21 protein-coding genes are annotated in these 21,829 nt (G+C 61.8%); 14 read left to right on the top strand and 7 right to left on the bottom strand.

Features of this window, described 5'->3' with window-relative positions; all coding sequences use genetic code 11:
* Positions 1–339: 339 nt before the first annotated feature.
* Positions 340–1,368, bottom strand: a complete 1,029-nt coding sequence (locus ACFQ2S_RS09850) for a LacI family DNA-binding transcriptional regulator (RefSeq protein ID WP_386074278.1) — start codon at positions 1,366–1,368, stop codon at positions 340–342.
* Between the two features lie 145 nt (positions 1,369–1,513).
* On the opposite strand from ACFQ2S_RS09850, the gene iolG reads away from it, so the two are divergent.
* The 10 genes from iolG (at position 1,514) to ACFQ2S_RS09900 (ending at position 13,094) form a co-directional block, all read left to right on the top strand.
* Positions 1,514–2,506: an inositol 2-dehydrogenase gene (gene iolG / locus ACFQ2S_RS09855; RefSeq protein WP_449369414.1), complete on the top strand. Its 993-nt coding sequence runs from the start codon at positions 1,514–1,516 to the stop codon at positions 2,504–2,506.
* A gap of 174 nt (positions 2,507–2,680) precedes the next feature.
* Positions 2,681–3,601, top strand: coding sequence for a sugar ABC transporter substrate-binding protein (locus ACFQ2S_RS09860; protein WP_386074280.1), 921 nt, complete (start codon positions 2,681–2,683; stop codon positions 3,599–3,601).
* Between the two features lie 63 nt (positions 3,602–3,664).
* Complete coding sequence (locus tag ACFQ2S_RS09865) at positions 3,665–4,771, top strand: ABC transporter permease (RefSeq protein ID WP_386074281.1); 1,107 nt, start codon at positions 3,665–3,667, stop codon at positions 4,769–4,771.
* A 1-nt stretch (position 4,772) separates the two neighbouring features.
* Positions 4,773–5,591, top strand: coding sequence for an ATP-binding cassette domain-containing protein (locus tag ACFQ2S_RS09870; protein WP_386074282.1), 819 nt, complete (start codon positions 4,773–4,775; stop codon positions 5,589–5,591).
* 75 nt (positions 5,592–5,666) lie between these two features.
* Positions 5,667–6,779 carry a Gfo/Idh/MocA family protein gene (locus tag ACFQ2S_RS09875; RefSeq protein WP_386074283.1) on the top strand — a complete coding sequence of 371 codons (1,113 nt, stop codon included), beginning with the start codon at positions 5,667–5,669 and terminating at the stop codon, positions 6,777–6,779.
* Between the two features lie 10 nt (positions 6,780–6,789).
* The gene (locus tag ACFQ2S_RS09880) at positions 6,790–8,703 is read left to right on the top strand and encodes a bifunctional 5-dehydro-2-deoxygluconokinase/5-dehydro-2-deoxyphosphogluconate aldolase (protein ID WP_386074284.1); all 1,914 of its coding nucleotides are present in this window, start codon (positions 6,790–6,792) and stop codon (positions 8,701–8,703) included.
* The gene (gene iolD, locus ACFQ2S_RS09885; RefSeq protein WP_386074285.1) at positions 8,700–10,526 is read left to right on the top strand and encodes a 3D-(3,5/4)-trihydroxycyclohexane-1,2-dione acylhydrolase (decyclizing); all 1,827 of its coding nucleotides are present in this window, start codon (positions 8,700–8,702) and stop codon (positions 10,524–10,526) included. The genes ACFQ2S_RS09880 and iolD overlap by 4 nt, the downstream gene beginning before the upstream one ends.
* A gap of 73 nt (positions 10,527–10,599) precedes the next feature.
* Positions 10,600–11,496, top strand: coding sequence for a myo-inosose-2 dehydratase (gene iolE / locus ACFQ2S_RS09890; RefSeq protein WP_386074286.1), 897 nt, complete (start codon positions 10,600–10,602; stop codon positions 11,494–11,496).
* Positions 11,493–12,287 (top strand): 5-deoxy-glucuronate isomerase, encoded by a 795-nt coding sequence (iolB, locus tag ACFQ2S_RS09895; protein ID WP_386074287.1) that lies wholly within the window; start codon positions 11,493–11,495, stop codon positions 12,285–12,287. Before iolE ends, iolB begins: the two co-directional genes overlap by 4 nt.
* Before the next feature lie 24 nt (positions 12,288–12,311).
* Complete coding sequence (locus tag ACFQ2S_RS09900) at positions 12,312–13,094, top strand: TIM barrel protein (protein WP_386074288.1); 783 nt, start codon at positions 12,312–12,314, stop codon at positions 13,092–13,094.
* 630 nt (positions 13,095–13,724) lie between these two features.
* Here ACFQ2S_RS09900 and ACFQ2S_RS09905 read toward each other — a convergent pair.
* The 4 genes from ACFQ2S_RS09905 to ACFQ2S_RS09920 form a co-directional block, all read right to left on the bottom strand.
* Entirely contained in the window at positions 13,725–14,267 is a 543-nt protein-coding gene (locus ACFQ2S_RS09905) for a type II toxin-antitoxin system VapC family toxin (protein WP_386074289.1), read from the bottom strand.
* Positions 14,267–15,013, bottom strand: coding sequence for a hypothetical protein (locus ACFQ2S_RS09910; RefSeq protein WP_386074290.1), 747 nt, complete (start codon positions 15,011–15,013; stop codon positions 14,267–14,269). Before ACFQ2S_RS09910 ends, ACFQ2S_RS09905 begins: the two co-directional genes overlap by 1 nt.
* Positions 15,014–15,233: 220 nt before the next feature.
* Positions 15,234–15,701, bottom strand: coding sequence for a DUF6362 family protein (locus ACFQ2S_RS09915; RefSeq protein WP_386074291.1), 468 nt, complete (start codon positions 15,699–15,701; stop codon positions 15,234–15,236).
* Positions 15,702–15,712: 11 nt separating this feature from the next.
* Entirely contained in the window at positions 15,713–16,228 is a 516-nt protein-coding gene (locus ACFQ2S_RS09920) for a hypothetical protein (RefSeq protein WP_386074292.1), read from the bottom strand.
* Between the two features lie 176 nt (positions 16,229–16,404).
* Here ACFQ2S_RS09920 and ACFQ2S_RS09925 point away from each other — a divergent pair, with 176 nt between their 5' ends.
* Positions 16,405–16,770, top strand: a complete 366-nt coding sequence (locus tag ACFQ2S_RS09925; protein ID WP_386074293.1) for a hypothetical protein — start codon at positions 16,405–16,407, stop codon at positions 16,768–16,770.
* 33 nt (positions 16,771–16,803) lie between these two features.
* Here the strand turns inward: ACFQ2S_RS09925 and ACFQ2S_RS09930 are convergent, their stop codons facing one another.
* Together ACFQ2S_RS09930 and ACFQ2S_RS09935 are read right to left on the bottom strand one after the other, a co-directional pair.
* Positions 16,804–18,063: a tyrosine-type recombinase/integrase gene (locus ACFQ2S_RS09930; RefSeq protein ID WP_386074294.1), complete on the bottom strand. Its 1,260-nt coding sequence runs from the start codon at positions 18,061–18,063 to the stop codon at positions 16,804–16,806.
* A 367-nt stretch (positions 18,064–18,430) separates the two neighbouring features.
* Positions 18,431–20,185 (bottom strand): hypothetical protein, encoded by a 1,755-nt coding sequence (locus tag ACFQ2S_RS09935; protein WP_386074295.1) that lies wholly within the window; start codon positions 20,183–20,185, stop codon positions 18,431–18,433.
* 166 nt (positions 20,186–20,351) lie between these two features.
* Between ACFQ2S_RS09935 and ACFQ2S_RS09940 the strand changes: the two genes are divergently transcribed.
* From ACFQ2S_RS09940 to ACFQ2S_RS09950, 3 genes are all read left to right on the top strand, one after another.
* The gene (locus tag ACFQ2S_RS09940) at positions 20,352–20,618 is read left to right on the top strand and encodes a hypothetical protein (RefSeq protein WP_386074296.1); all 267 of its coding nucleotides are present in this window, start codon (positions 20,352–20,354) and stop codon (positions 20,616–20,618) included.
* 16 nt (positions 20,619–20,634) lie between these two features.
* Positions 20,635–21,546 carry a hypothetical protein gene (locus ACFQ2S_RS09945; RefSeq protein ID WP_386074297.1) on the top strand — a complete coding sequence of 304 codons (912 nt, stop codon included), beginning with the start codon at positions 20,635–20,637 and terminating at the stop codon, positions 21,544–21,546.
* A 90-nt stretch (positions 21,547–21,636) separates the two neighbouring features.
* The coding region (locus ACFQ2S_RS09950) for a hypothetical protein (protein ID WP_386074298.1) at positions 21,637–21,829 on the top strand (193 nt) is incomplete at its 3' end.

A 21,829-nucleotide genomic window follows, 5' to 3' on the forward strand; every position in this document is an offset into this window, starting at 1 on the left:
AACCCGAACTGAGGATGCAATGTCGCAGAGAGGCGGCTCGACGCTTGACGCCACTATTTCGTCATTGGCAGGCGGCGCGGACCATCTCGGCGGTGCCGAATGCGTTGAAGTGGCCCATCGGCACGGCGATATGGGATATGTGGCCGCCCTCCAAAACTGGGCCAATGTTTGGACCAAGAAATGAGTAGATCCGTCTCGGGCACCAGCACCAAAAGCTTGCAGAAACCGGAGCATTAAGAACAGAGGTCAGTCGATTCCGCCACCTGTCCTCGACCATGCGTTCGTCTCTGCAAGCAACGTCTTTCCCGCTGGGGCCGAGACCTGCGTTCTATTTGCCTGCTAGGCGCTTTCCCGCACAATCATCTCGCCAAGGAATCCGCAAAGGTGGGCCGGGTCGTTATTCCCCTTCAGCACCTCGACAAGCGCCTCGGCCATAGCAGAGATAGGCTGCCGGTAGGTCGTCAGCCGATAATTCGGGCTCGCCGCTTGCGGGACATCGTCGAAGCCGGTGACGGCTATGTCCTGCGGCACACGGAGACCGAACCGGAAGCGGATCGCATCGATTGCACCCATAGCAAGGGCGTCGTTCTCGCAGACGACAACATCAGGGTAGTCCGACCGATCGTGCGAAGCGAGATAGTCCGCGGTACGCTCGTATGCGAGAAGCGGATCGTAGAACGGAACGGAAATACTCGCGGGCAGGTCGCCCCGATTTTGTCTCCAGAGCTCGAGGAAGGTGTCCTTGCGCTTGAGATGCGCCGACTCGGTCTGTGGACCAGCAAGGAACAGCGGCTTTCGGTAACCTTTGTTCAGGACGTAGTCGGCAATCGCGGTCATTGCGCCTACGTCATCACAGCAAATCGAGATCGTGTTTGGGTTCTCGGAGTCGCGTGCAAAGATGATAAGCTTTCTAACGCGCTGCGCGCCGAGGGCCGTTGCCAGCACTTCCTCGTTGAACTGGATCCCGATCAGGATCGCTGCATCCACGCGGCGTTGGCTGGCGCTCAGCAGCGCGGCTGAGGTGTCGGCCTCTCCGAGCATGTTCACGAGCAGCGTGTCCCAGCCGTGCTTGCGAAGGATACGGGTAAGGCGTTCCATCATCACGAGCTTGTGCGGGTTGGCAAAGTCGTCCACCAGCACCGCCACGAGGTTCGAGCGTTCCGAACGAAGGCTCGAAGCAAGAAGATCGGGCACGTATCCGAGCTTTTCGGCCGCCTCCATAACCTTCTTGCGGCTCTTGGCGGAGATCGAGGCTTCCTGACGAAAGGCGCGATTGACCGTCCACCGGGACACTCCTGCTTCGGCCGCGACATGATCCGCGGTCACGGTGCCAATTTGATTCAGTTTTCCGTCCTTTTGTATCGACATTCTATTGGCTTCCCTTCGCCGCATCCTACCCCGTCCGAAGTCGAGTGCCAATCAATTTGCTCCCGTGTGCAAAAAGTTCTTGCTCACGAGAGCAGAACTGAGCATCTTGCTGGAAATCGGATTGGCGAGTCGGGAGGAGTCGCGGATGCTTAGAGTGGGTTTGCTGGGGGCGGGCCGGATCGGCCAGGTGCATGCTGTCAACATTGCCGGAAACGCGAGGAGCAGCCTTGTCGCCGTGTCCGATGTCAAAGCCGAGGCCGCAGATTCGCTTGCCGTCATGTATGGTGCCTATGCCTGTTCGATCGAGGACATGCTCGCGGACGAAGGCATCGACGCGGTGCTGATCGCAACATCTACGGACACGCACTCCGACCTGATCGAAGCTGCCACCGCGGCGGGTAAGGCAGTGCTCTGTGAAAAGCCGGTGGATCTGTCGCTGGAGCGCGCACGGACCTGCCTGGAGAAGGCAAGCGCGACCGGTGTGCCGGTGATGATCGGCTTCAACCGTCGGTTCGACCCGAATTTCGCGGCGGTCAAGGCTGCCGCCGATGCGGGCGAGATCGGCAGAAGCGAGCTTCTGTCGGTGACCTCCTTCGACCCAGCGCCTCCGCCGGTCAGCTACATCAAGGTGTCGGGCGGGCTGTTCCGGGACATGATGATCCACGATTTCGACATGGCGAATTTCATCATGGGTGCGCTACCCGAGAAGATCATGGCCGTCGGAAGCTCGATCGTCGATCCGGAGATCGGGAGGGCAGGCGACGTGGACACCGCCGTGGTGACCATGACCTATGCGGACGGACGGATCGCCGTCATCCGCAACAGCCGCCGCGCGGTCTACGGCTACGACCAGCGGGTCGAACTGCTCGGTTCCGAAGGGTTGCTATCCGCAGATAACATTCTCGAGACCACTGTGTCCAAGGCGACCAAAGACGGCGTGACCAGCGGCAAACCAGAGTTCTTTTTTCTTGAGCGCTACATGCGTGCCTACGCGGTAGAATGGGCGGCGTTCGTCGAAGCGATCGCGGCCGGCGAAGAAATGCCGGTCACACTTCAGGACGGTATCAGTGCGTTGGCAATGGCCGAGGCGGCGGCGGAATCCGCACGTATCGGCGCACCAGTCACCGTGGCCGTCTGACATAAAATACGTGGCGATGAGGCGACAGGAACGCCGAACGCCGCTGTATCATCCATCCGTGCGGTGCAGAGCAAACAGGGCACACGCGGTGGTTCAAAAGATTCCGGCAGAGAGGATGCCGGAGAGCGGATGGCGAGTTTTGCCGTCCGGAGTTTGAAGCCAAGGGAGGACCCAATGAACAAGCTTCTTTCGACAGTCGCCGTGGCGGCTACCATTGCTGTGGCCGCACCTGCGCTCGCGGCCGACATCATCGTCGTCGCGCATGGCCAGGCCAACGACCCGTTCTGGTCGGTGGTTAAGAACGGCGTGGAGAAGGCCGCCGAACACACCGGCGCCAACGTGGAATTCCGCGCACCCGAGACCTTCGATATGGTGGCCATGTCGCAGCTCATCGACGCCGCCGTGAACCAGGAGCCTGACGGGCTGGCAGTCTCGATTCCCGACGCCGATGCGCTCGGGCCATCAATTGAGCGCGCTGTCGCCGCCGGCATCCCGGTGATCTCGATCAACTCGGGTTCCGACGTCTCCAAGAGTCTTGGCGCCCTGCTGCATGTCGGTCAGGACGAGTTCGACGCCGGTAAGGCGGCCGGCGAGAAGCTTGCCGAACTGGGCGGCACCAAGGGCATCTGTGTGAACCAGGAAGTCGGCAACGTCGCCCTCGACCTTCGCTGCGAGGGTTTCGCGGAAGGCTTCGGCAACGAGATCACCGTCCTGCCGACGACCAACGACCCGACCGAGATCGAGTCCAAGGTGCGCGCTGCGCTCGACAGCGACCCTGATATTGATACCGTGATGGCGCTCGGTGCTTCGACCGCCGGCGAGCCGTCCGTTGCCGCCGCCAAGGCCTCCGGCCGCGACGTGCTGGTTGCCAGCTTCGACCTGAGCGCCCCCTTCCTTCAGTCCATCGTGGATGGCGATGCCGCCTTTGCGATCGATCAGCAGCAATTCCTTCAGGGCTACATGGCGGTCAATTTCCTGGCTCTGAATGCGGAATACGGTCTGATGCCCGGAGGCAACGTGCCCTCCGGCCCGAACCTGATCACGGCCGAAAAAGCCGGCCAGGTAATCGACCTGTCCGCGCAGGGCATTCGTTGATCGCCATCAAGCGATTTGGGAGTGGCTCCTTTCGGGGCCACTCCATCCATAGGGGAGGATTCCATGACCGACACGTCACAACTCGTCGTCGATGAACGGCTCAAGCCCGAGTCATTCGGCGCCAAATTGATGAAACGACCCGAGCTCGGCGCGATCGCCGGGGTAATTCTGGTTGTGATTTTCTTTGCCATCACCGCTGACCCGGCGATGTTCACCCTGTCGGGCTTCATGAACTTCATGACCCCCGCGGCCCAGCTCGGGATCCTCGCCATCGGCGCGGCGCTCCTGATGATCGGCGGAGAGTTCGACCTGTCGATCGGTTCGATGGTCGCCTTCTCCGGTCTATTCTTCGCGGTTTGTACGGTGACCTGGGGTTTTCCGCTGATCATCGCAATTCCCGCGACTTTCATCTTTGCTGGCTGTTTCGGTGCGCTCAACGGCACCATCGTCATTCACTCCGGCCTGCCGTCCTTCATCGTGACGCTTGCCTTCCTGTTCATTCTGCGCGGTCTCTCGCTCGTCGGGTTGAAATGGGCGACGGGCGGCTCCACGCAGCTCCGCGGCGTTCGCGAGGCGGTCGAAGGGGACTTCCTGGCCCCGCTCTTCTCCGGCGACGCGTTTCAGGGACTCTTCGCCTCCCTGGCAAATGCCGGTCTTGTCGAGACGTTCAAGAATGGAACCCCCAAGGTTCCGGGGATTCCGGTCGAGATCATCTGGTTCGTGCTGATTGCATTGCTGGCCACCTACATTCTGCTCAAGACACCGGCCGGCAACTGGATCTTCGCGGCTGGTGGAGACAAGAACGCCGCCGCCAACTCGGGCGTGCCGGTGAACCGGGTGAAGGTTTCGCTCTTTGTTCTGACTGCCTGCTGCGCCGCGATGGTTGCCATCATTACGGTGATGGATGCAGGCTCCACCGATGCCAGACGCGGCTTCCAGAAGGAATTCGAAGCGATCATCGCGGCGGTTATTGGCGGTTGCCTCCTGACCGGCGGATACGGCTCGGCCATCGGCGCCTTCTTCGGCGCGATCATCTTCGGCATGGTCGTGATCGGCCTCACCTACACCAATTTCGATCAGGACTGGTTCCAGGTTTTCCTCGGGGCGATGCTGCTGATCGCCGTTCTGTTCAACAACGCCATTCGCAAGCGCGTGACAGGAGAACGTTGAGATGACTGTAGACACCAACTTCCACCACGGCGATGCGCCCGATTCCGCGCCGATCGTCGAGATGCGCGATATCGAGAAGCACTTCGGAAACATTATCGCGCTGGCCGGCGTCAGCTTCGACGTCCGCCCTGGCGAGTGCCACTGCCTTCTGGGCGACAACGGCGCCGGCAAGTCGACCTTCATCAAGACGATGTCGGGCGTGCACAGACCGACGAAGGGAGAGATCTTCTTCGAAGGCAAGCACATGAACTTCGCCAGCCCGCGCGACGCAATGGAAGCCGGCATCGCCACCGTGTTCCAGGACCTCGCAATGATCCCGTTGATGTCGGTCACGCGCAACTTCTTCATGGGCCGCGAACCCACCAAGGGAAAGGGCCTCTTCAAGCGCTTCGACACCGAGACCGCAAACCGGATCGCCGTGGAGGAGATGCGGCAGATGGGCATCAATCTGCGGGGGCCGGACCAGGCCGTCGGCACGCTTTCGGGCGGCGAGAGGCAGACCGTCGCCATCGCCCGCGCCGTTCATTTCGGCGCCAAGGTGCTGATCCTGGACGAACCGACCTCGGCGCTCGGCGTGCGTCAGACCTCGAACGTGCTCGCAACCATCGACCGCGTTCGAAAACAGGGGATCGGCGTCGTCTTCATCAGTCACAACGTTCGCCACGCACTCGCTGTCGGGGACCGTTTCACGGTCCTCAACCGCGGCAAGACACTTGGAACCGCAAGGCGCGGCGAGATCAGCCCGGAGGAGCTGCAGGATCTCATGGCGGGCGGGCAGGAATTGGCCCAACTCGAGGGGTCGCTCGGCGGGACCGTCTGATCGTCGTCACATGGCGATCTGCCGCCGCCACGCCCGAACCACCGAAACGACGGTACGATGAAAGGGAGCCAGCATATGACGAATCCAATGCCATCTGCGCCGCTTGGCGTCGCCCTGATCGGCACCGGCTTCATGGGCAAGTGTCATGCAATGGCCTGGCGCAGCGTGGCCGCGACCTTTGGTGGAGCCCACCCGCAGCTCGAGATCCTGTGTGACACCCCGTCGGAAAAGGCGGACGACTTCGCGCGGCAGTTCGGGTTCGCCCGGTCGACGGGCGACTGGCGGGTGGCGGTTGCCGATCCGGCGGTGGACGTGGTCTCGATTGCCGCGCCGAACGGCCTGCACCGCCCGATGGCAGAGGCTGCCCTCGCGGCCGGCAAGCATGTCTGGCTGGAGAAACCGATGGCACTGACGATGGCCGACGCCGAGGCGATGGCCGCTTTGGCGGCCGAGCGTTCCGGTCAGGTGACGATGCTGGGGTATAACTATCTGCGCAACCCTGCGTTTCAAGCTGCGGTGAGGTTGATCAGATCTGGTGCGATCGGCCGGCCAGTGGCCTTTCGGGGCGTCAATGACGAGGACTATTCCGCCGATCCATCACTCCCGTGGTCATGGCGGATGACTCACGAGGCTGGCGGTCTCGGCGCCCTGGGCGACCTCGGCTGCCACCTCGTGAGTCAGATGCTCGCACTCATGGGACCGGTGAAGGAGGTCACGGCGCTGACCCATATCTCGATTGGGGAGCGTCACTCTTCCGACGGGCCGAAGCTGGTGGAAAACGAGGATAGTGCACTCTCGCTGGTGCGGTTCGCATCCGGTGCGCATGGCTCCTTTGCCACGAGCCGGGTCGCCCGCGGCCGGAAGGGACGCCTGCAATGGGAGGTCCACGGGACGGACGGCACGATCCACTTCGATCAGGAACGAATGAACGAGATCTGGGTACACCGTGAAGGTGAGGACGGCTTCACCCGCCACCTGTCGGGCGCCGGCGACCCGGACTATGCCGCCTTCTGTCCGGCGCCAGGCCACCAGATTGGATTCAACGAGCAAAAGGTGATCGAGGCTAGAGACCTGCTGAGAGCGATTGCCGGCGGTCCGAAGGCCGGTCCGGATTTCGCGGAGGGCCTCGTCATCGAGCGGATAATACATGCAATGGCGAGCTCCCAGGGCCGCCCCGTAGCGATCTGAGGAACAAGCGATGATCAAACCACTGGACGTAATCACGATTGGCCGGGCTGGTGTTGACTTCTACGGCACGCAGATTGGCGGTCGTTTGGAGGATATGGGCTCCTTCGACAAGTATATTGGTGGCAGCCCGACGAACATGGCCTGTGGGACGGCGCGGCTGGGGATGAAATCTGCCCTTCTGTCGCGCGTCGGCGACGAACATATGGGGCGGTTCATCCTTGAGGAACTTCAGCGACACGGTGTCGAGACGCGCGGGGTCAAGACGGACCCGGAGCGGCTGACGGCACTGGTCATCTTGGGGATCCGGGACCAGGAGTCGTTTCCCCTGATCTTCTACCGCGAGAACTGCGCGGACATGGCGCTGTGCGAGGATGACGTTGACGAGGATTTCATCGCCTCGGCGCGTGCGGTAGTCGTAACCGGCACCCATCTGAGCCATCCGCGTACGGAGGCCGCTGTTCTGAAAGCGCTCGCGCTGGCGCGCAAGCATGGCTGCCAGACCGCTCTTGATATCGACTATCGCCCGAATCTCTGGGGCGTTGCTGGCCACGGCGAGGGCGAAAGCCGCTTCGTGGAAAGCGCGAAGGTCACTGCGAAGCTGCAGTCGCATCTGCATTTCTTCGACCTGATCGTGGGCACCGAGGAGGAGCACCATATCGCGGGCGGCTCAACTGACACGGTGGCGGCGCTGCGGGCGGTGCGGAAGGTTTCCGACGCCACGCTGATATGCAAGCGCGGCCCGATGGGAGCGGTAGCCTTCACCGGCCCGGTTTCTGACAGCCTGGACGATGGCGAGACGGGGCCGGGTTTCCCGATTGAGGTGTTCAACGTTCTGGGTGCAGGGGATGGCTTCATGTCCGGGCTGCTGAAGGGTTGGCTCGATGGCGAGGACTGGCCGACGGCGCTCAAATACGCCAATGCCTGCGGCGCCTTCGCGGTGAGCCGGCACGGCTGCACGCCGGCCTACCCGTCATGGGAGGAGCTGCAATTCTTCTTCAAGCGGGGCATCGTTCGTCCCGATTTGCGCCATGACGCGGAACTGGAGCAGGTGCACTGGGCAACCAACCGGCATGGCGACTGGTCCACGCTCAGGACCTTTGCCTTCGATCACCGCAGCCAGTTGGAGGAGATGGAAGGTGCGACGCCGAAGAAGATCGGTGCTTTCAAGCAACTCTGTCTTCGGGCAGCGCTGAAAGTGAAAGGTGATCAGCCCGGCTACGGCATCCTCTGCGATCAGAGGCTGGGCCGCGATGCGCTCTACAAGGCGGAGGGCACCGAACTCTGGATCGGCCGGCCCGTGGAATGGCCTGGCTCGCGGCCGTTGACGCTGGAGCCACATCTCGGGGCTGATTTCGGCGGCCTGGCGGAATGGCCGCGCGACCAAGTGGTGAAGTGCCTGTGCTTCTGCCATCCCGACGACGACGCGACGACATGGACGGCACAGGAGGAGACGGTGCTCCGGCTGTTCACGGTGGCGCGCCGCAATTCCCTGGAGTTCCTGCTGGAAGTGATCCCCTCGAAAGTCGGCCCTGTGGAGGACGACACAACAGCAAGAGTTATTCAGCGTTTCTATGACCTGGGGGTTTACCCCGACTGGTGGAAGCTGGAACCCTTCAAGACCGAAGCGGCCTGGGAGAACGCCGTGGCCGCGATCGAGGCGAACGATCCGCGCACGCGCGGCATCGTGGTGCTCGGGCTCGACGAGCCGGAAGCGGAGCTGGCCGAGAGCTTCGCACTGGCGGCGCGGCAGCCGCTGGTCAAAGGCTTCGCGGTGGGGCGCACGATTTTCGCCGACGCGGCGCGAGCCTGGCTCAGGGGCGAGATCACCGACGGCGAGGCGGTGGCGCAGATGGCCGAGCGCTTCGAGCGGCTTTGCGGGGTTTGGGACAAGGTGCGCCAAAGCGCTATGGAGGACGCGGCATGAAAACGATCCGGTTGACGGCGGCGCAGGCGATGGTGCGCTGGCTAAGTGTGCAGATGACCGACGACGGCGATAGGTTCATCGAAGGCGTCTGGGCGATCTTCGGGCACGGCAACGTGGCGGGCATCGGCGAGGCGCTGCACGGGATCGGGGAGGCTCTGCCGACCTGGCGCGGCCAGAACGAACAGACCATGGCGCATGCCGCTATCGCCTACGCCAAGACGAAGAAGAGGCGGCGTGCGCAGGCCGTGACCTCCTCCATCGGCCCGGGCGCCACCAACATGGTTACTGCGGCGGCGCTGGCGCATGTCAACCGGCTACCGGTTCTGTTGATACCCGGAGACGTCTTTGCCAACCGCCGGCCCGATCCGGTGCTGCAACAGGTGGAAAACTTCGACGACGGTACAGTGAGCGCCAACGACGCCTTCCGACCTGTGGTGCGCTACTTCGACCGCATCACGCGGCCCGAGCACCTGCTGACCTGCCTGCCGCGGGCGCTCTCGGTGATGACCGACCCGGCGAATTGCGGTCCGGTCTGCCTCGCCTTCTGCCAGGACGTGCAAGCGGAGGCCCATGACTACCCCGAGAGCTTCTTCGAGCCGCGGGTCTGGCGGATCCGCCGGCCTGAGCCCGACTCGCAAGAGGTGGCCGAGGTGGTGGCCGCGATCAAGGCGGCCGAGCGGCCAATGATCATCTCGGGCGGCGGCGTTCTCTATTCCGGCGCCGAGGCGACGCTCGCGGAGTTCGTGAAGAAGCACGGCATTCCCTTCGTGGAAACCCAGGCCGGAAAGGGAGGAATCTCCTTTGAGGACGAACGCAACTTCGGCTCGCCCGGGGTGACGGGCTCGGCTTGCGCCAACGACCTGGCGGCGCGCGCTGACCTGGTGATCGGCGTCGGCACTCGTTTCCAGGACTTCACGACTGGCTCCTGGACCGTCTTCGGGGCCGAGGACCGGAAACTCGTCTCGATCAACCTCGCGGGTTACGATGCGACCAAGCACGGTGCGCTGCCGGTGGTGGGCGACGCGAAGGTAACGCTGGAGAAGATCTCCGCCGGCCTCGGCGAGGCCCGCTTCGACTGGCACGACCCGCAGGCGCGCACAGACTGGCACGAGACGGTGCGCACCGTCACCGCCGCGCCTAACCACGCGGGTCTGCCGAGCGATGCGCAGGTGATCGGCGCAGTGCAGCGCCAGGCCGGGCCGAACACCGTCGCCATGTGCGCCGCCGGCACCATGCCTGGCGCGCTGCAGGTACTCTGGCAGGCGACGGCGGGCGGCTACCACATGGAATATGGCTATTCGTGCATGGGTTACGAGATTGCCGGTGCCATGGGGATCAAGCTCGCCACGCCAGAAAAGGAAGTCATCTGCTTCGTCGGCGACGGCTCCTACATGATGGCGAACTCGGAACTGGCGACGGCGGTGATGCGCAAAGTTCCGTTTACAGTTATTTTGACCGACAACCGTGGCTTCGGCTGCATCAACCGGTTGCAGCAGGCCTGCGGCGGTGCCGAGTTCAACAACATGTACCGCGACAGCAACGTCGCGATTCAGCCCGAGATCGACTTCGTCGCCCATGCCGCCTCAATGGGCGCCCATGCCGAGAAGGTCGCCTCCATCGCAGATCTCGAGGCGAAGATCGCCGCAGCGCGGGGCCGTGACATCCCAAGCGTTATCGTCATCGACACCGAGGCCGTGTCCGGCACGGGCGCCGGCGGCCACTGGTGGGACGTCGCCGTGCCCCAGGCCGGCGGGACGGGACGGCTGGAAAAGGCCCGCGCGAGATACGCTGCGGGCATCGCAAGGCAACGCGTCCACGACTGATTTCCAATCCCGGGCGGCCCGATCCGTCCGGCCCATCCAGATCCGCCGCCGGACCGCGGCAGGGAGACGAGCCATGATCCTCTTTGGAACCAACCCCATCGCCTGGGCGAACGACGACGACCACAGCCTCGGCGCCGACATCCCCACCGAGCGGATCCTGCACGAGGCCGCGGAGATCGGCTTCGACGGCATCGAGAACGGCCACCGCTGGCCCGACGATCCCGAGGCTCTGAAGCAGTTACTCGGCAGCCACGGGCTCAGGTTCATCTCCGGCTGGTATTCGCTGAACCTGCTCGCTCAGTCGGTCGAAGCGGAGATGGTCGCGATCCAGCCGCACCTCGACAAGCTCAAGCACAACGGCTGCAAGGTCTGCATCGCCTGCGAGACGTCGAACTCAATTCAGGGGCTCCCGTCTCCTCTCTCCGAAAGCCCGGTGCTAACGCCGGAGGGGATGCGGGACTTCGGTGCGAAGGTCGAGGCGCTCGCCGCCTACACCGCCGACCAGGGGATCGACCTCGTCTATCACCACCACATGGGTACTGTCGTCGAGACGCCCGAGGAGATCGATGCATTCATGGCGGCGACCGGTCCGGCGACACAGCTTCTTTTCGACGCTGGCCATTGCTACTTCGGTGCAAACGGCACCGACCCCACGCCGATCCTGGAGAAATACATCGACCGGGTCAGCCATTTCCACGCTAAGAACGTCCGCCCAGCGGTGATGCAGCAGGTTCGCGAGACCGGAATGTCCTTCATGGACGGCGTGCGCGCCGGAGTTTTCACGGTCCCGGGCGACCCGGAGGGCGGCGTCGATTTCGGTCCGCTGATGCGGATCCTCAAAGACGCAGGTTATGCGGGTTGGATCGTTATCGAGGCCGAGCAGGACCCGGCCGTGCGTAACCCGCTCCACTACCAGTCGATGGGTCTGCTCACTCTCAAGGATATCAGCAAGGAGGTGGGTCTGGCATGAGCGGTCTTCTTCACAAACCCTTCGGGGCACATGGCAAGGTACACGAGATCACACCGCAATCGGCTGGCTGGCGTTACGTCGGCTTCTCGCTCTACCGGCTGCGCGCTGGCGAGAGCGTGTCGGAAGCCACGGGTGACAGGGAAGTCATCCTCGTGATGGTCGAGGGAAAGGCGCAGTTGCAAGGTGCCGGGCAGAACTGGGGTGAGCTTGGCGAGCGGATGAACGTGTTCGAGAAGAGCCCGCCGCATTGCCTTTACTTGCCCAACGGCACGGAATGGGAGGCCGAGGCGACCACCGGTTGTGTATTGGCCGTGTGTTCGGCCCCCGGCATGGGGGGGCACGAGGCCCGCCGGATTGGCCCCGGCGGCATCACACTGACCGAGCGCGGCGAGGGCACCAACACCCGCCACATCAACAACATCGCCATGGAGAACGAGGACTTCTGTGACAGCCTGTTGGTTACGGAGGTGTTCACGCCGGCCGGGCACTGGTCGTCCTATCCATCGCACCGCCATGACGAGGATGACTATCCCCGCATCACATATCTCGAAGAGACCTATTACCACCGGTTCAACCCTGCTGACGGTTTCGGAATCCAGCGCGTCTACACCGACGATCTGCAACTCAACGAAACTATGGCATTGCATGATGGCGATGTCGTCTGCGTTCCCCGCGGTCACCACCCTTGCGGCGCGCCCTACGGATTCGAGATGTATTACCTCAACGTCATGGCCGGCCCCTTGCGCAAATGGCGCTTCGTCCCCGCGCCAAATGTCGAACACCTGATGTAGCGCTGCCGACCGGGTTATACGCACATGCCTCACACCTTCACGCTCGCCGCTTGCGCCGAGATGCTCTGGCGGGACCGCCCCATGGAATGGCGTGTCAAGCGTCTGACAGAACTCGGTTTTCAGGTCGGTCTTTGGAACTGGCCGGACCACGATCTCGATATGCTGGAGAGGTCCGGAGCCACATTTTCGATCATGAACGGCTATCTTCGCGGCCGGTTGACCGACAATGAAGGCGCTGATGAACTGCTGGCGACAGCCCGCGAGACCGCGCAGGTCGGCAAGCGGCTTGGAGTTGCGCGGCTGAACCTGCACGGTACCGGGCTGGGCGATGGAGGGCTTCCCGTCGCGCCCTGCGAGGTTGTCACTGGTGCGATGTGGCTCAGGGCGCGAGACACGCTCTGTCGCATAGGCGAGATGGCGGAGGAAGAAGGCGTGACCTTCACGCTCGAAAACCTCAACCTTCCCGTCGATCACCCCGGCACGCCCTTCGGCCGGGCCGAAGATACGCTGGCGCTGGTCTCGTCGGTGGATCATCCGCGACTGAAGCTGAACCTGGATCTTTACCATGCGCAGATCGGCGAGGGGAACCTTGTGGAACTCTGCCGCAGCTGCCTTCCGTGGATCGGTGAGGTCCAGGTTGCCGACGTGCCCGGCCGCATGGAGCCCGGAACCGGCGAGATCAATTACTCCGGGATTGCAAAGGCGCTCCGCGAGATGGGATATGCCGGCCCGGTTGGCATGGAGGCCTTTGCATCAGGTGATCCGGAAGAAGCGCTCGTTGCCTTCAGAAACGCGTTCGACGCCTGAAGTACGTGCAACAAACCGCGGGCGTGATTCCTGTCCAATCGTCCTACATGGACAGACACGCCGGAGCGCGGCAATCACGAGGACAGCCGCGCTCCGAAGACATTCCCGACACGATTTGATGCAGGACCGGGCGCCGAACCTCCCGATCCCGCTCGACATCTCAACCTCTGAAGAGGCGCAATGCCGAATGGTGCGGACCCGCGGACCCAAAGTGCGGACCCAAATAAAATCCCTGTCGCTAGAGAACTTCCGGGCAAAAGCCCCCCGCATAGGATGCACGGCCGCGAAGGACCCAAGCACGGGGAGGGGATCGGGCGCCGGGGGCCTCGCATCGGCTCCCCTCCCGATCATGCCATGAATATGCCCGCGAAACCGGCGGTTTGTCGCGCCGTTTATGACACGTGCCGCGCCGTCCGGGCGACGGATCGGACACGTGCAGAGCCGTCGAAGACGCGGTTGAATCCGAGGACTCGGACGTCAGTGGCGGCGAGAGCGCATCCATGCCCTCTGCAACTCATTGTCGTTAAATGAGATTGCACCGCACCACGGTGATGCGGTCGCTGCTATTGGTTGTCACTGCAACCGACGAGCAGGAGAGAGCCGGTAGGTGGTCGCAAAGCCCCTGAAAGGCTAGTCACCGCTTTCGAGATCAAATGATTGTTGGGGATCTTCCGGCGGCAGGTCGAGATCGGCCGTACGGTAGGCCTTCATACCGGATCGCGTCGCGTAATTGTGCACGTCATCGTCGTCGGAATAGACTGAATGTGCGCCTTCTGCCTTTGCGATGGCAACGATCTGCCTGTCGAACTTGATCTTGGTCTTTGTTGCATCGGGGCTAGCTGCGTCAACGCGATGTCCGCCGCGCCGGATTGCATCACTCATGGCTAAAGCGGCTTCAATGGCTGCCTTCTGGTCGAAAGGAGCAATCCGAAAAACGGACTGGCCATTGAGCGTGTCGAGATACGGCTGCAAGGCGTCGCCGGCATGTACCAGGACTTCGCTCAAGACTGGTGTCGGGATAATGATCTTCTCTTTGTCGGTAGCGAGATTCTCGATCAAGTACTCGATCCGCTCGGCCGCCTTCTCAACAGCCGAGCCTGTGGCGAGATCGATAGGCGCTTTGGCGTTGGGATCAAGAACAAGCAACAGGATCGAACTATCGAAGACAACCATTAGTGCAAACCGTTACCCTTCTCACGTAGTGCTTTCAGAGCACCGATTGGGTCGTCCAAGCTCTTCCACTCACTGCCTTCAATATCACGCATTTGGTTGATTGCGTCCTTGAGGTCATCGGCAGCCAGAACGTTGTAGCTATCAACACGGAACTTCTTGAGAATCCAGTTGCCATCTTGGTCACGGAGCCACCGGCCAGTACCCAAAATCCGAACAGGTTCGTACATGTGCTTGGCGAGACGGCGTGCGGTCTCGCGGTTGGTGTCGATCCCAGTGTATTTGATGTCCCCGTTCTGCAATTGGAGATGAACGGTCTGATCCGCGCCGCTGACGCTAATCAGGATTCCATCCAGCGAACCTTCCTGGTTGAACGGGCCGTAAGTTGTTGGCCTTAGCCTTGTCACGCCCGGAAATGCAATGACCTCCGCGCTCTCATTCTCGTCTTCGTAGATAAAGCCGGTCGCGTTGTCCTCGGCAAGCAGGCGATCGATCTCAGCATGCGCCTTGCTGGCTTCAGGGGTGCCCTCGCCGCGCTTCACCTGTGCGAGGTGGGCTGCAACCTTTGGCACATCTTCATGGTCGATCCTTGTGACAAGCTGCGTGCTACCTGGCTTGAGAGTCTGGAAATGCACGGCAGTTTCGTGACCCAATATGGCGGCGAGATTTTGCATGTACTCAGCCAGCCGAGCCATCGGAATGGTCTCGGGCGTGTAGGCCTTGATGTACAAGGTATAGCTCTTGCTCATTGTCTCCCTCGATGCAGCCACGCATTTCGATCACTGCAACTGGCCTTGATCAGTAGCAATAAAGTGCAATAATCACAAGAACTTAATAATAATCCTTGGTTATCAGAATCTTAGTTTCCTTGCGACCTTGGTTTAAACACTTGGAACCTCAACGTCGCTCGATTTTCGTCTTGCTATGGTCGGCGAGGGACTGACGAGGCGACGAATTGTTAACATGCACTTATGACTGAGGGTCATTGATCGAAGACTTCGTGGGAACTCTCCTCGTCGGCTTTCGTCCTTGCCGGCCCAGCGCGCGAGAAAGATGGATAAGCGCGGCCGACCAGCGCCGCCAAGCCTGTGACCGGCCTAGCCCTACAGCGCGACAGATGGCACGCCAGTGATGTCCGTCCGCCCGCATCCAGACAATCCGCCGATCAATGGTAGCGCGGTCCTGCTCGGGATGGTCAATGAGGCGCAACCAGTCGAGCGCCTCCTCCATGCGCTGGATCTCCTTCGCGTTGGGAATCACGCGCATCCTTGCCTCGTGGTAGCCATAGGCGTGCCGCGCCTCCTGCACATAGGCCGGCCAACTCGATCCGTAGCCCGATGGCCCGCTCCCCGGCGGGTTGGGCATCCGCTTCAGCGTCAGTGCGGCCTCTTCGAAGCGCTCCTCGATTTCCGCCGGTGTCAGGTTTCTGCTCGCCATGTTCGTTCCTTTCAGCCGGCCTTGCGTTCGGGTAGGTGTGCCGCCTCGACGCCCAGCGCGTCGCGCGCCATCCGCAGATAGACTTGGCGCACACGCATGATCGGCTCTGCCCGTTCGATGATGTGACCCGGTGTCGGTGCAAAGGTGTTCGGTTCCCGGCGCCATTGCTGGCATGCCGCCAGAATGATGTCCGCTGGGTAAGTCCGTAGATCCGTGATCCAGTCCTCGAGCACGGCTGCCGCCGCCTTCTCCGAAATCGGACGGGACGAGTAGTGGTTGAGCAGCCCGGTCACCGCCTGCCGCACCTCACTCGTCGTCGCGGCTGACAACGAGGCGGACAGGACGCGCTCGATCGCCATCATTTCGGCTCGCTCTGCTGCCGGGATCGGATCGCGCACGCGCTCGTTCAGCGTCTTTCGCATCCACTCGCGCAACAGCCTCATCCCCGGCGCGTTCCCAGATCGAGGCAGCGGGTTTGCCACCGTGGGCGGATCGTTTGCGTCGAACTGGTTCTCGTTCATTTTCATTGCAATCTCCCTGCTCTGATTTGCCGGCTCCTGAAGGGGGGTAAGGGGGGTAGGTTCCAAGAGTCGTATAAGAAGACGGTTCAAGGGGTGACTGACAGTCACCAGGGTGGTGACCAGCAGTCACCCTGGTAGTGTCTGGCAGGCACCCTGCAACAGGGTGACAGGCGGTCACCCCGATGGTGGCCGCGTCCAGAAGACCCGCCAGATATTGTTCCTCGATTACTGGATGTTCATCCGGTGTTCTGGGCCGGCGACGGTCCCCGAAGCCGACAAGCAGCATTCAGCGGTTCGAGGACAAGCATGACCTGCTGCGTCGCCCGGCGGCAAATAGCGGCGCAACGCCGAGATACGATTGGGACGATGCGTTCCTCGCCGAGATGCTGCGGATTCACGAACAGGGCGTTCCGGCGACCCAGGCGGAATGGATCGGCCGGATTCAGGAATGGTTCGCGGTGAATTCGAAGAGCGGCGAGGTGCCGGACGAACGGACCATCCGTCGGCGCCTCACCCCTGCCTGGAAGTCGCTGAGCATGTCAGCCTGATGGTGTGGAAATCGATGCGGACGGGTCCGGCGCTCAGCCGGCCCTCCGCGTTTCCTCCGCATCGTGCACCAGTTTCGGCCGCGGCCGGAAGGCACTGGCCACGGCATCGACACCGGCGCGCAGCGGCGAGTCCATCAGGTGGGCGTAGCGCTGCGTGGTCTGGGTCTGGCTGTGGCCCAGCAGCTTGCCGATCATCTCCAAAGAGGCGCCGCCGCTGACCAGTAGCGAGGCGAAGGTATGGCGTAGGTCATGGATCCGAACGTCGGGGATGTTCACTTCCCTCTGGATCTGGATCCAGAAGCGCCGGATCTCCTTCACCGGCTGGCCGGGCACATCGCCGGGGAACAGCCACGGGGACCCGCGGGGCACCAGCATCTGGCGCTGACGCACGATCGCCGCGGCCTCGTCGGAGATCGGCAGGCGGTGGGTCTTCCGCTGCTTGGTCATGCTGGCGGGCTTCGTCCAGCTGAGGTGCTCGAGGTTGAAATGCTCGAACCGGGCCTGCCGGACCTCACCGACTCGAGCGCCGGTCAGCATGCAGAGCCGGATGATGTCGGCGGCGCGGCGATCCTCGGCGGCGTCCAGCGCCGCTGCCAGCTTGCGGATTTCCTGCTGACTCAGGAACCGCTCACGAGGGTTCTCGATCCGGCGGCGGAAGCCGGAGGCCGGGTTGTCATCCCGCCAGCCCCAGCTCTGGGCATAGGTGAACATCTTTCGCAGCACCTCTCCAGTGCGGTTGGCCCGGATCGGGGTGGGCTTCGATCCCTGCAGCTTTCGGGCTCTGTTGTTCGGCTTGGCCTTCGATGGCCGCGCCCGTCCGGCGGCGATCTTGTTCAGCAGCTTCTCGACGTCGTAGGGGGTGATCTCGGTCACCAGCTTGTTGCCCCAGTCCGGCGCCACCAGCTTCTTCAGCATCGACCTCTGATCCGAGGCGTTGGTCGGCGCCAGGTTGGGCAGGTGCACCTCGACGTACCGGTCGATCAGGTCCTGGAACCGTGGCGCCTCACGGCCCTGTTCGCGCTGGGCGAGAGGGTCTTCCCCGGCATCGATCTCGCGCCGGAGCTCCTTCGCCCGTTCCCGCGCCGCCGTCGTGGTCCATTCCGGCCAGCGCCCTATGGTCATCCGGCGCTGCCGGCCCGCGTGGCGGTAGTCCAGCGTGAACGCCCGGCTGCCCGAGCGGTAGATGCAGACCGCAAACCCGCGCACCTCGCTGTCGAAGACCTGGTAGTCACGCCCCTCCGCCGGCTCGGCGTCCCGGACGGTTTTCTCATTCAATCGCAGTCGGTTGACCATGCAACTCGCCTCCTTCGCTCCTGACATGACGCGTAGATTCGCGCCCATATCAAGCGAAGCAGACCAGAAAGGGTGGCGGGGTGGCGCAGGGTGGCGGAGAGACGGCGGTGGCGCGCCACCCCAATAGAAACAGGGGCAACGCCCAGCGCAGATCTCAATCAATGCTTGCTTCAGCCGAAATTGCGGTCATTTGTTGGGACCAGAACCAGCCCTACTGATACCAAGTCTTTTGGCCCAGGTCGCTTCGTGGATCTTTCGAGGTTGCGTTCGCACTAATCTGCAAAAAGGCGGGACACTAGCCATTCGCCGCAATCAACCCTTGCGGTGCGAGCGCGGACAAAAACACCTGCCGATAGCGTTCCATCTGCTATTCTAGAGAAGTGGTTTGCGCTTCGGAAAGGCCCACTAGGACGGCTTCGACAAGGACTTCAGGCATATTGTGCCCCTCAAGCCACTTCTTTGGATCTTCAGCGAGCGGTGGATCGAGTTCTGCCATTCTTTCATATGCCTCGCGGGCCGCGCGTTTGTTCGACAGTTCAGTGTGAGCAATTGCGAGCATCGCCTGGCCAAATGACCAACCATCTCTGGACGCTCGTTCCGCGGCTGCGAGCATTTCCGTCCATTCTTTCTTTATGAGGTGATCCGCGGCCAACAGATGAAAGTAGAATGGAGGCGGCGCGATAGACATATCTATCGCGCGATGCATTAGCGGTACTCCTTCGGAAAAGCGTCCAGCAATGCCATATCGGATCGCAAGATTGGCGAGAGCTGCCGGATCGTTGGGGTTCACTTCCACTGCACGGTGCGCAAATTCGATGGATCGCTCGATATCTCCTGCGTACTGCTGGACATGCGACATTGCCTGCAACGCATCGGTATCCTGCGGGTCAAGGTCGATGGCGCGGATCGCGGCTTGCCGCGCCAGTTCGAAGGCCGCCTCCGTCGAGAGGACTTTTTCGTGGCCGAAACGTGCCGCATCGTTGCGCAGGTATGCAAGCATTGCCCACGCCCGAACGTAGTCGGGGTTCTCGACAACGGTGGCTTCAAGACACTCGCGTACTGCCTGATATTCATCGCGGTGATACGTCCGACGGTAGATCTGTGCGCTTGCAACGCAGGCAAAGCCCCGCAGGCTCGGATCGTTGCCATTTGCCAGTCTTTTGGCGCGGACATCGCGCATCGCATATCCGTATTGCTGGCCGATCGCCGAGGCGACCTCCGATGAAATCGAGTCCAAAATGTCGGTGATGCTCTGGCCATCTGAACCCTCCGTGAAGCGTTCGCTCCACAAGATCTCATCGTCCCAGCTCCGGACGAGGCCAGCGCGAATAAAAAGATCTTCGTCCTCCTGCCAGACATCACCGATGACCGTAAGCTCCCTGTTCGTCGCTTTTTTTGCAGGCGTGGGCTCAGATACACTTGCGGCCTTTTCGTGTGTCAGATGCACGGAAAAATCCGGAAACCTGATCAGGGCGGCGGCGATCTCATGGGTCAGCCCAGAGGCGACGAGAGATACGACCTCGTTGTCCGTGCGGGCGTCAAAATGTTCGATCAGAACTGCGACAGATTCTGGGACCATTGCGGGGGGAAACGGCGAGTTTCGAGCTGGACGCGCATTCCATGCAAAAACTGCAGCAACGATCGCCGCACAAGCGACCGCAATCAGGCCGTTGCGCGCGTTGAACCACGTTTGCGGTCTCGACGTCCGATTGCCGGCGCCTGCCGATTCCGAGATCGGAGGGCTTTCGTCGGGCTGCATGACATCTTGCGCGGTAAATTTCGGAATGTAGCGACCCTTTGGAATGCTGATGCGGATCGGATCGTCCCTGCCGATTTCCGCATAGTAGGTGTCGAGGTCTCGGCGCAGCTTGCCCGCTTCCAGACGCACGACCGGGTCTGCCTGCTGGTCGAAATCGGGCCCTCGCCCGAAGACCGCCATCGCTATGGTCGTCGCCTTGATGCCACCATCGCGGCCGGCCAGGGATTCTTCGACAATATAGGTCAGCATTTCGCGGCGCCGGGCGCTGGCTTGAAACTCGCCGTTGTCAAGGACCCGATCGAGTTGACGCCGGATGTTCTCTTCCGTCAGGTCCGGAACCGTCGATGTTTTTCGGCGCGGCAATGCAAGCACCTCCGATCCAGTGCAAGGCTTCTGGTTAGCGACTTAGCACACAGCACAGCCTGTGCCACCCAACCTTTGCGGCACATATCCGTGACGTAGTCTACATGTAGCAACGTATTTAGCGTCGGGATTCCGGTGTAGGGCTGAGGGCATGCAGCCTATGCCGATGAATGATTTCCTATGCAAGTTGGTTGAACAGCATCCCGAACGGGGCTTGGAGATCGCGCGCCTCGCTCGGAGCGACCCCAACTTCATGTCGATCTGCGAAGAGATCTCCCTGGCCGAGGAAGCACTGGTGCGTTGGCAGAGCTTGCCCGGTCGCGCCGCCGAGTATGCAGGAATACTGGACGAATTGAGAAAAGAATTCTGGTCAACGCTCTCACCTCGAACAGGGCGCGCGTCAGGCGGCGACGTCGATGACACCAGCAAGTAAAGCGAAAGCAGATAGGATGGAAATGTTTCAAGATAACACTCGGGTTGCCGAACCATCGGCGAGGCGGTCGAACGAACTGAGCCCCTCCCGCCTTGCCGTCGCGCTTTCTCTGGCGCTCGTCAGCGCAACAACGCCGTCGCTTGCGCAGGATGGGTCGAACCTCCCTGAAGTCCAACGGGATTTCGAAGAAATCAACAATGGTACCAACCCCACGCTTCTGACGACGCAGGCCGGCATCCAGTACCAGTTCAACAAGATCAACAAAGACCTGGACACCGGATTGCTCGAACTCTTCTATACGCAGCCAATCGGCGATGGGAGCAAGGCGATCAGGCTTACGGTTCCTTGGTCCGACAGTGAGTTCAATTCAACTCCGAGGCTGGGCGATGCGGCCCTGGCCTATGCGGAGAACCCGGACATCGGGGCCGAGCTCGCACTGGGCGACATCAGCCTGACCTTTATCGACGTCTTCCACCTCACCGAGCGCAACGGTGCGGCATACACTCTCGAATTCTTCCTCGACACTGCCGCAACCGATTTCGCCGGTTACGGCCAGTACGCCATGGAAACATCCATCTTCTACGCCTGGTTTCTCGACAACGGATCGATATTCGCCCCCGCATGGGTCCAGACCTTCGGCCTGGAAGGTGGAAACGACGATGGTGAGAGCCTCAACGTCACGACAGTCGACTTCTATTACGTCCCGAAGCTGGCGAACCCGAAATACTACCTCACCTTCGACCCCGCCGTGATCCACGATTGGGAGACTGATGACACATTCGGGAGCCTACAGGTTACCGCAGGCATGATGACGGGGCGTTTCCTGGGCGGCGACAGCCAGATCTTCATAAAGCCCGGCATACTTTACGGCGGCGACGCCCCGGCGGACTGGTCTGTTCAGGTCGGCTTCAAGGTGCTTAACTTTTGACGTCGCCATCGCCCATTGAAGCAGCCCCAACATATGCCCGACAGGCAAATTGTCGGCATCAGCACACCTAACATTCCGAGGAAATTGAACATGAAAAACCGTCCCCTGACATTCCTTCTTTGCACCACGATCGCGGCGTCGCCCGTTGGCGCAGTCGCCCACGACGCAAACCATGCCGTCGTTCCTGCGGGCGTCGTCGGAGAGATCGAGACGACCAACGTCAAAATGAAGTTCGACAACGTGGTCATCCGCGGCGCGCAGGTCTTCAACGGTTGCGATGAAG

Source organism: Tropicimonas aquimaris, assembly GCF_042676185.1.
GTDB classification, from domain to species: domain Bacteria; phylum Pseudomonadota; class Alphaproteobacteria; order Rhodobacterales; family Rhodobacteraceae; genus Tropicimonas; species Tropicimonas aquimaris.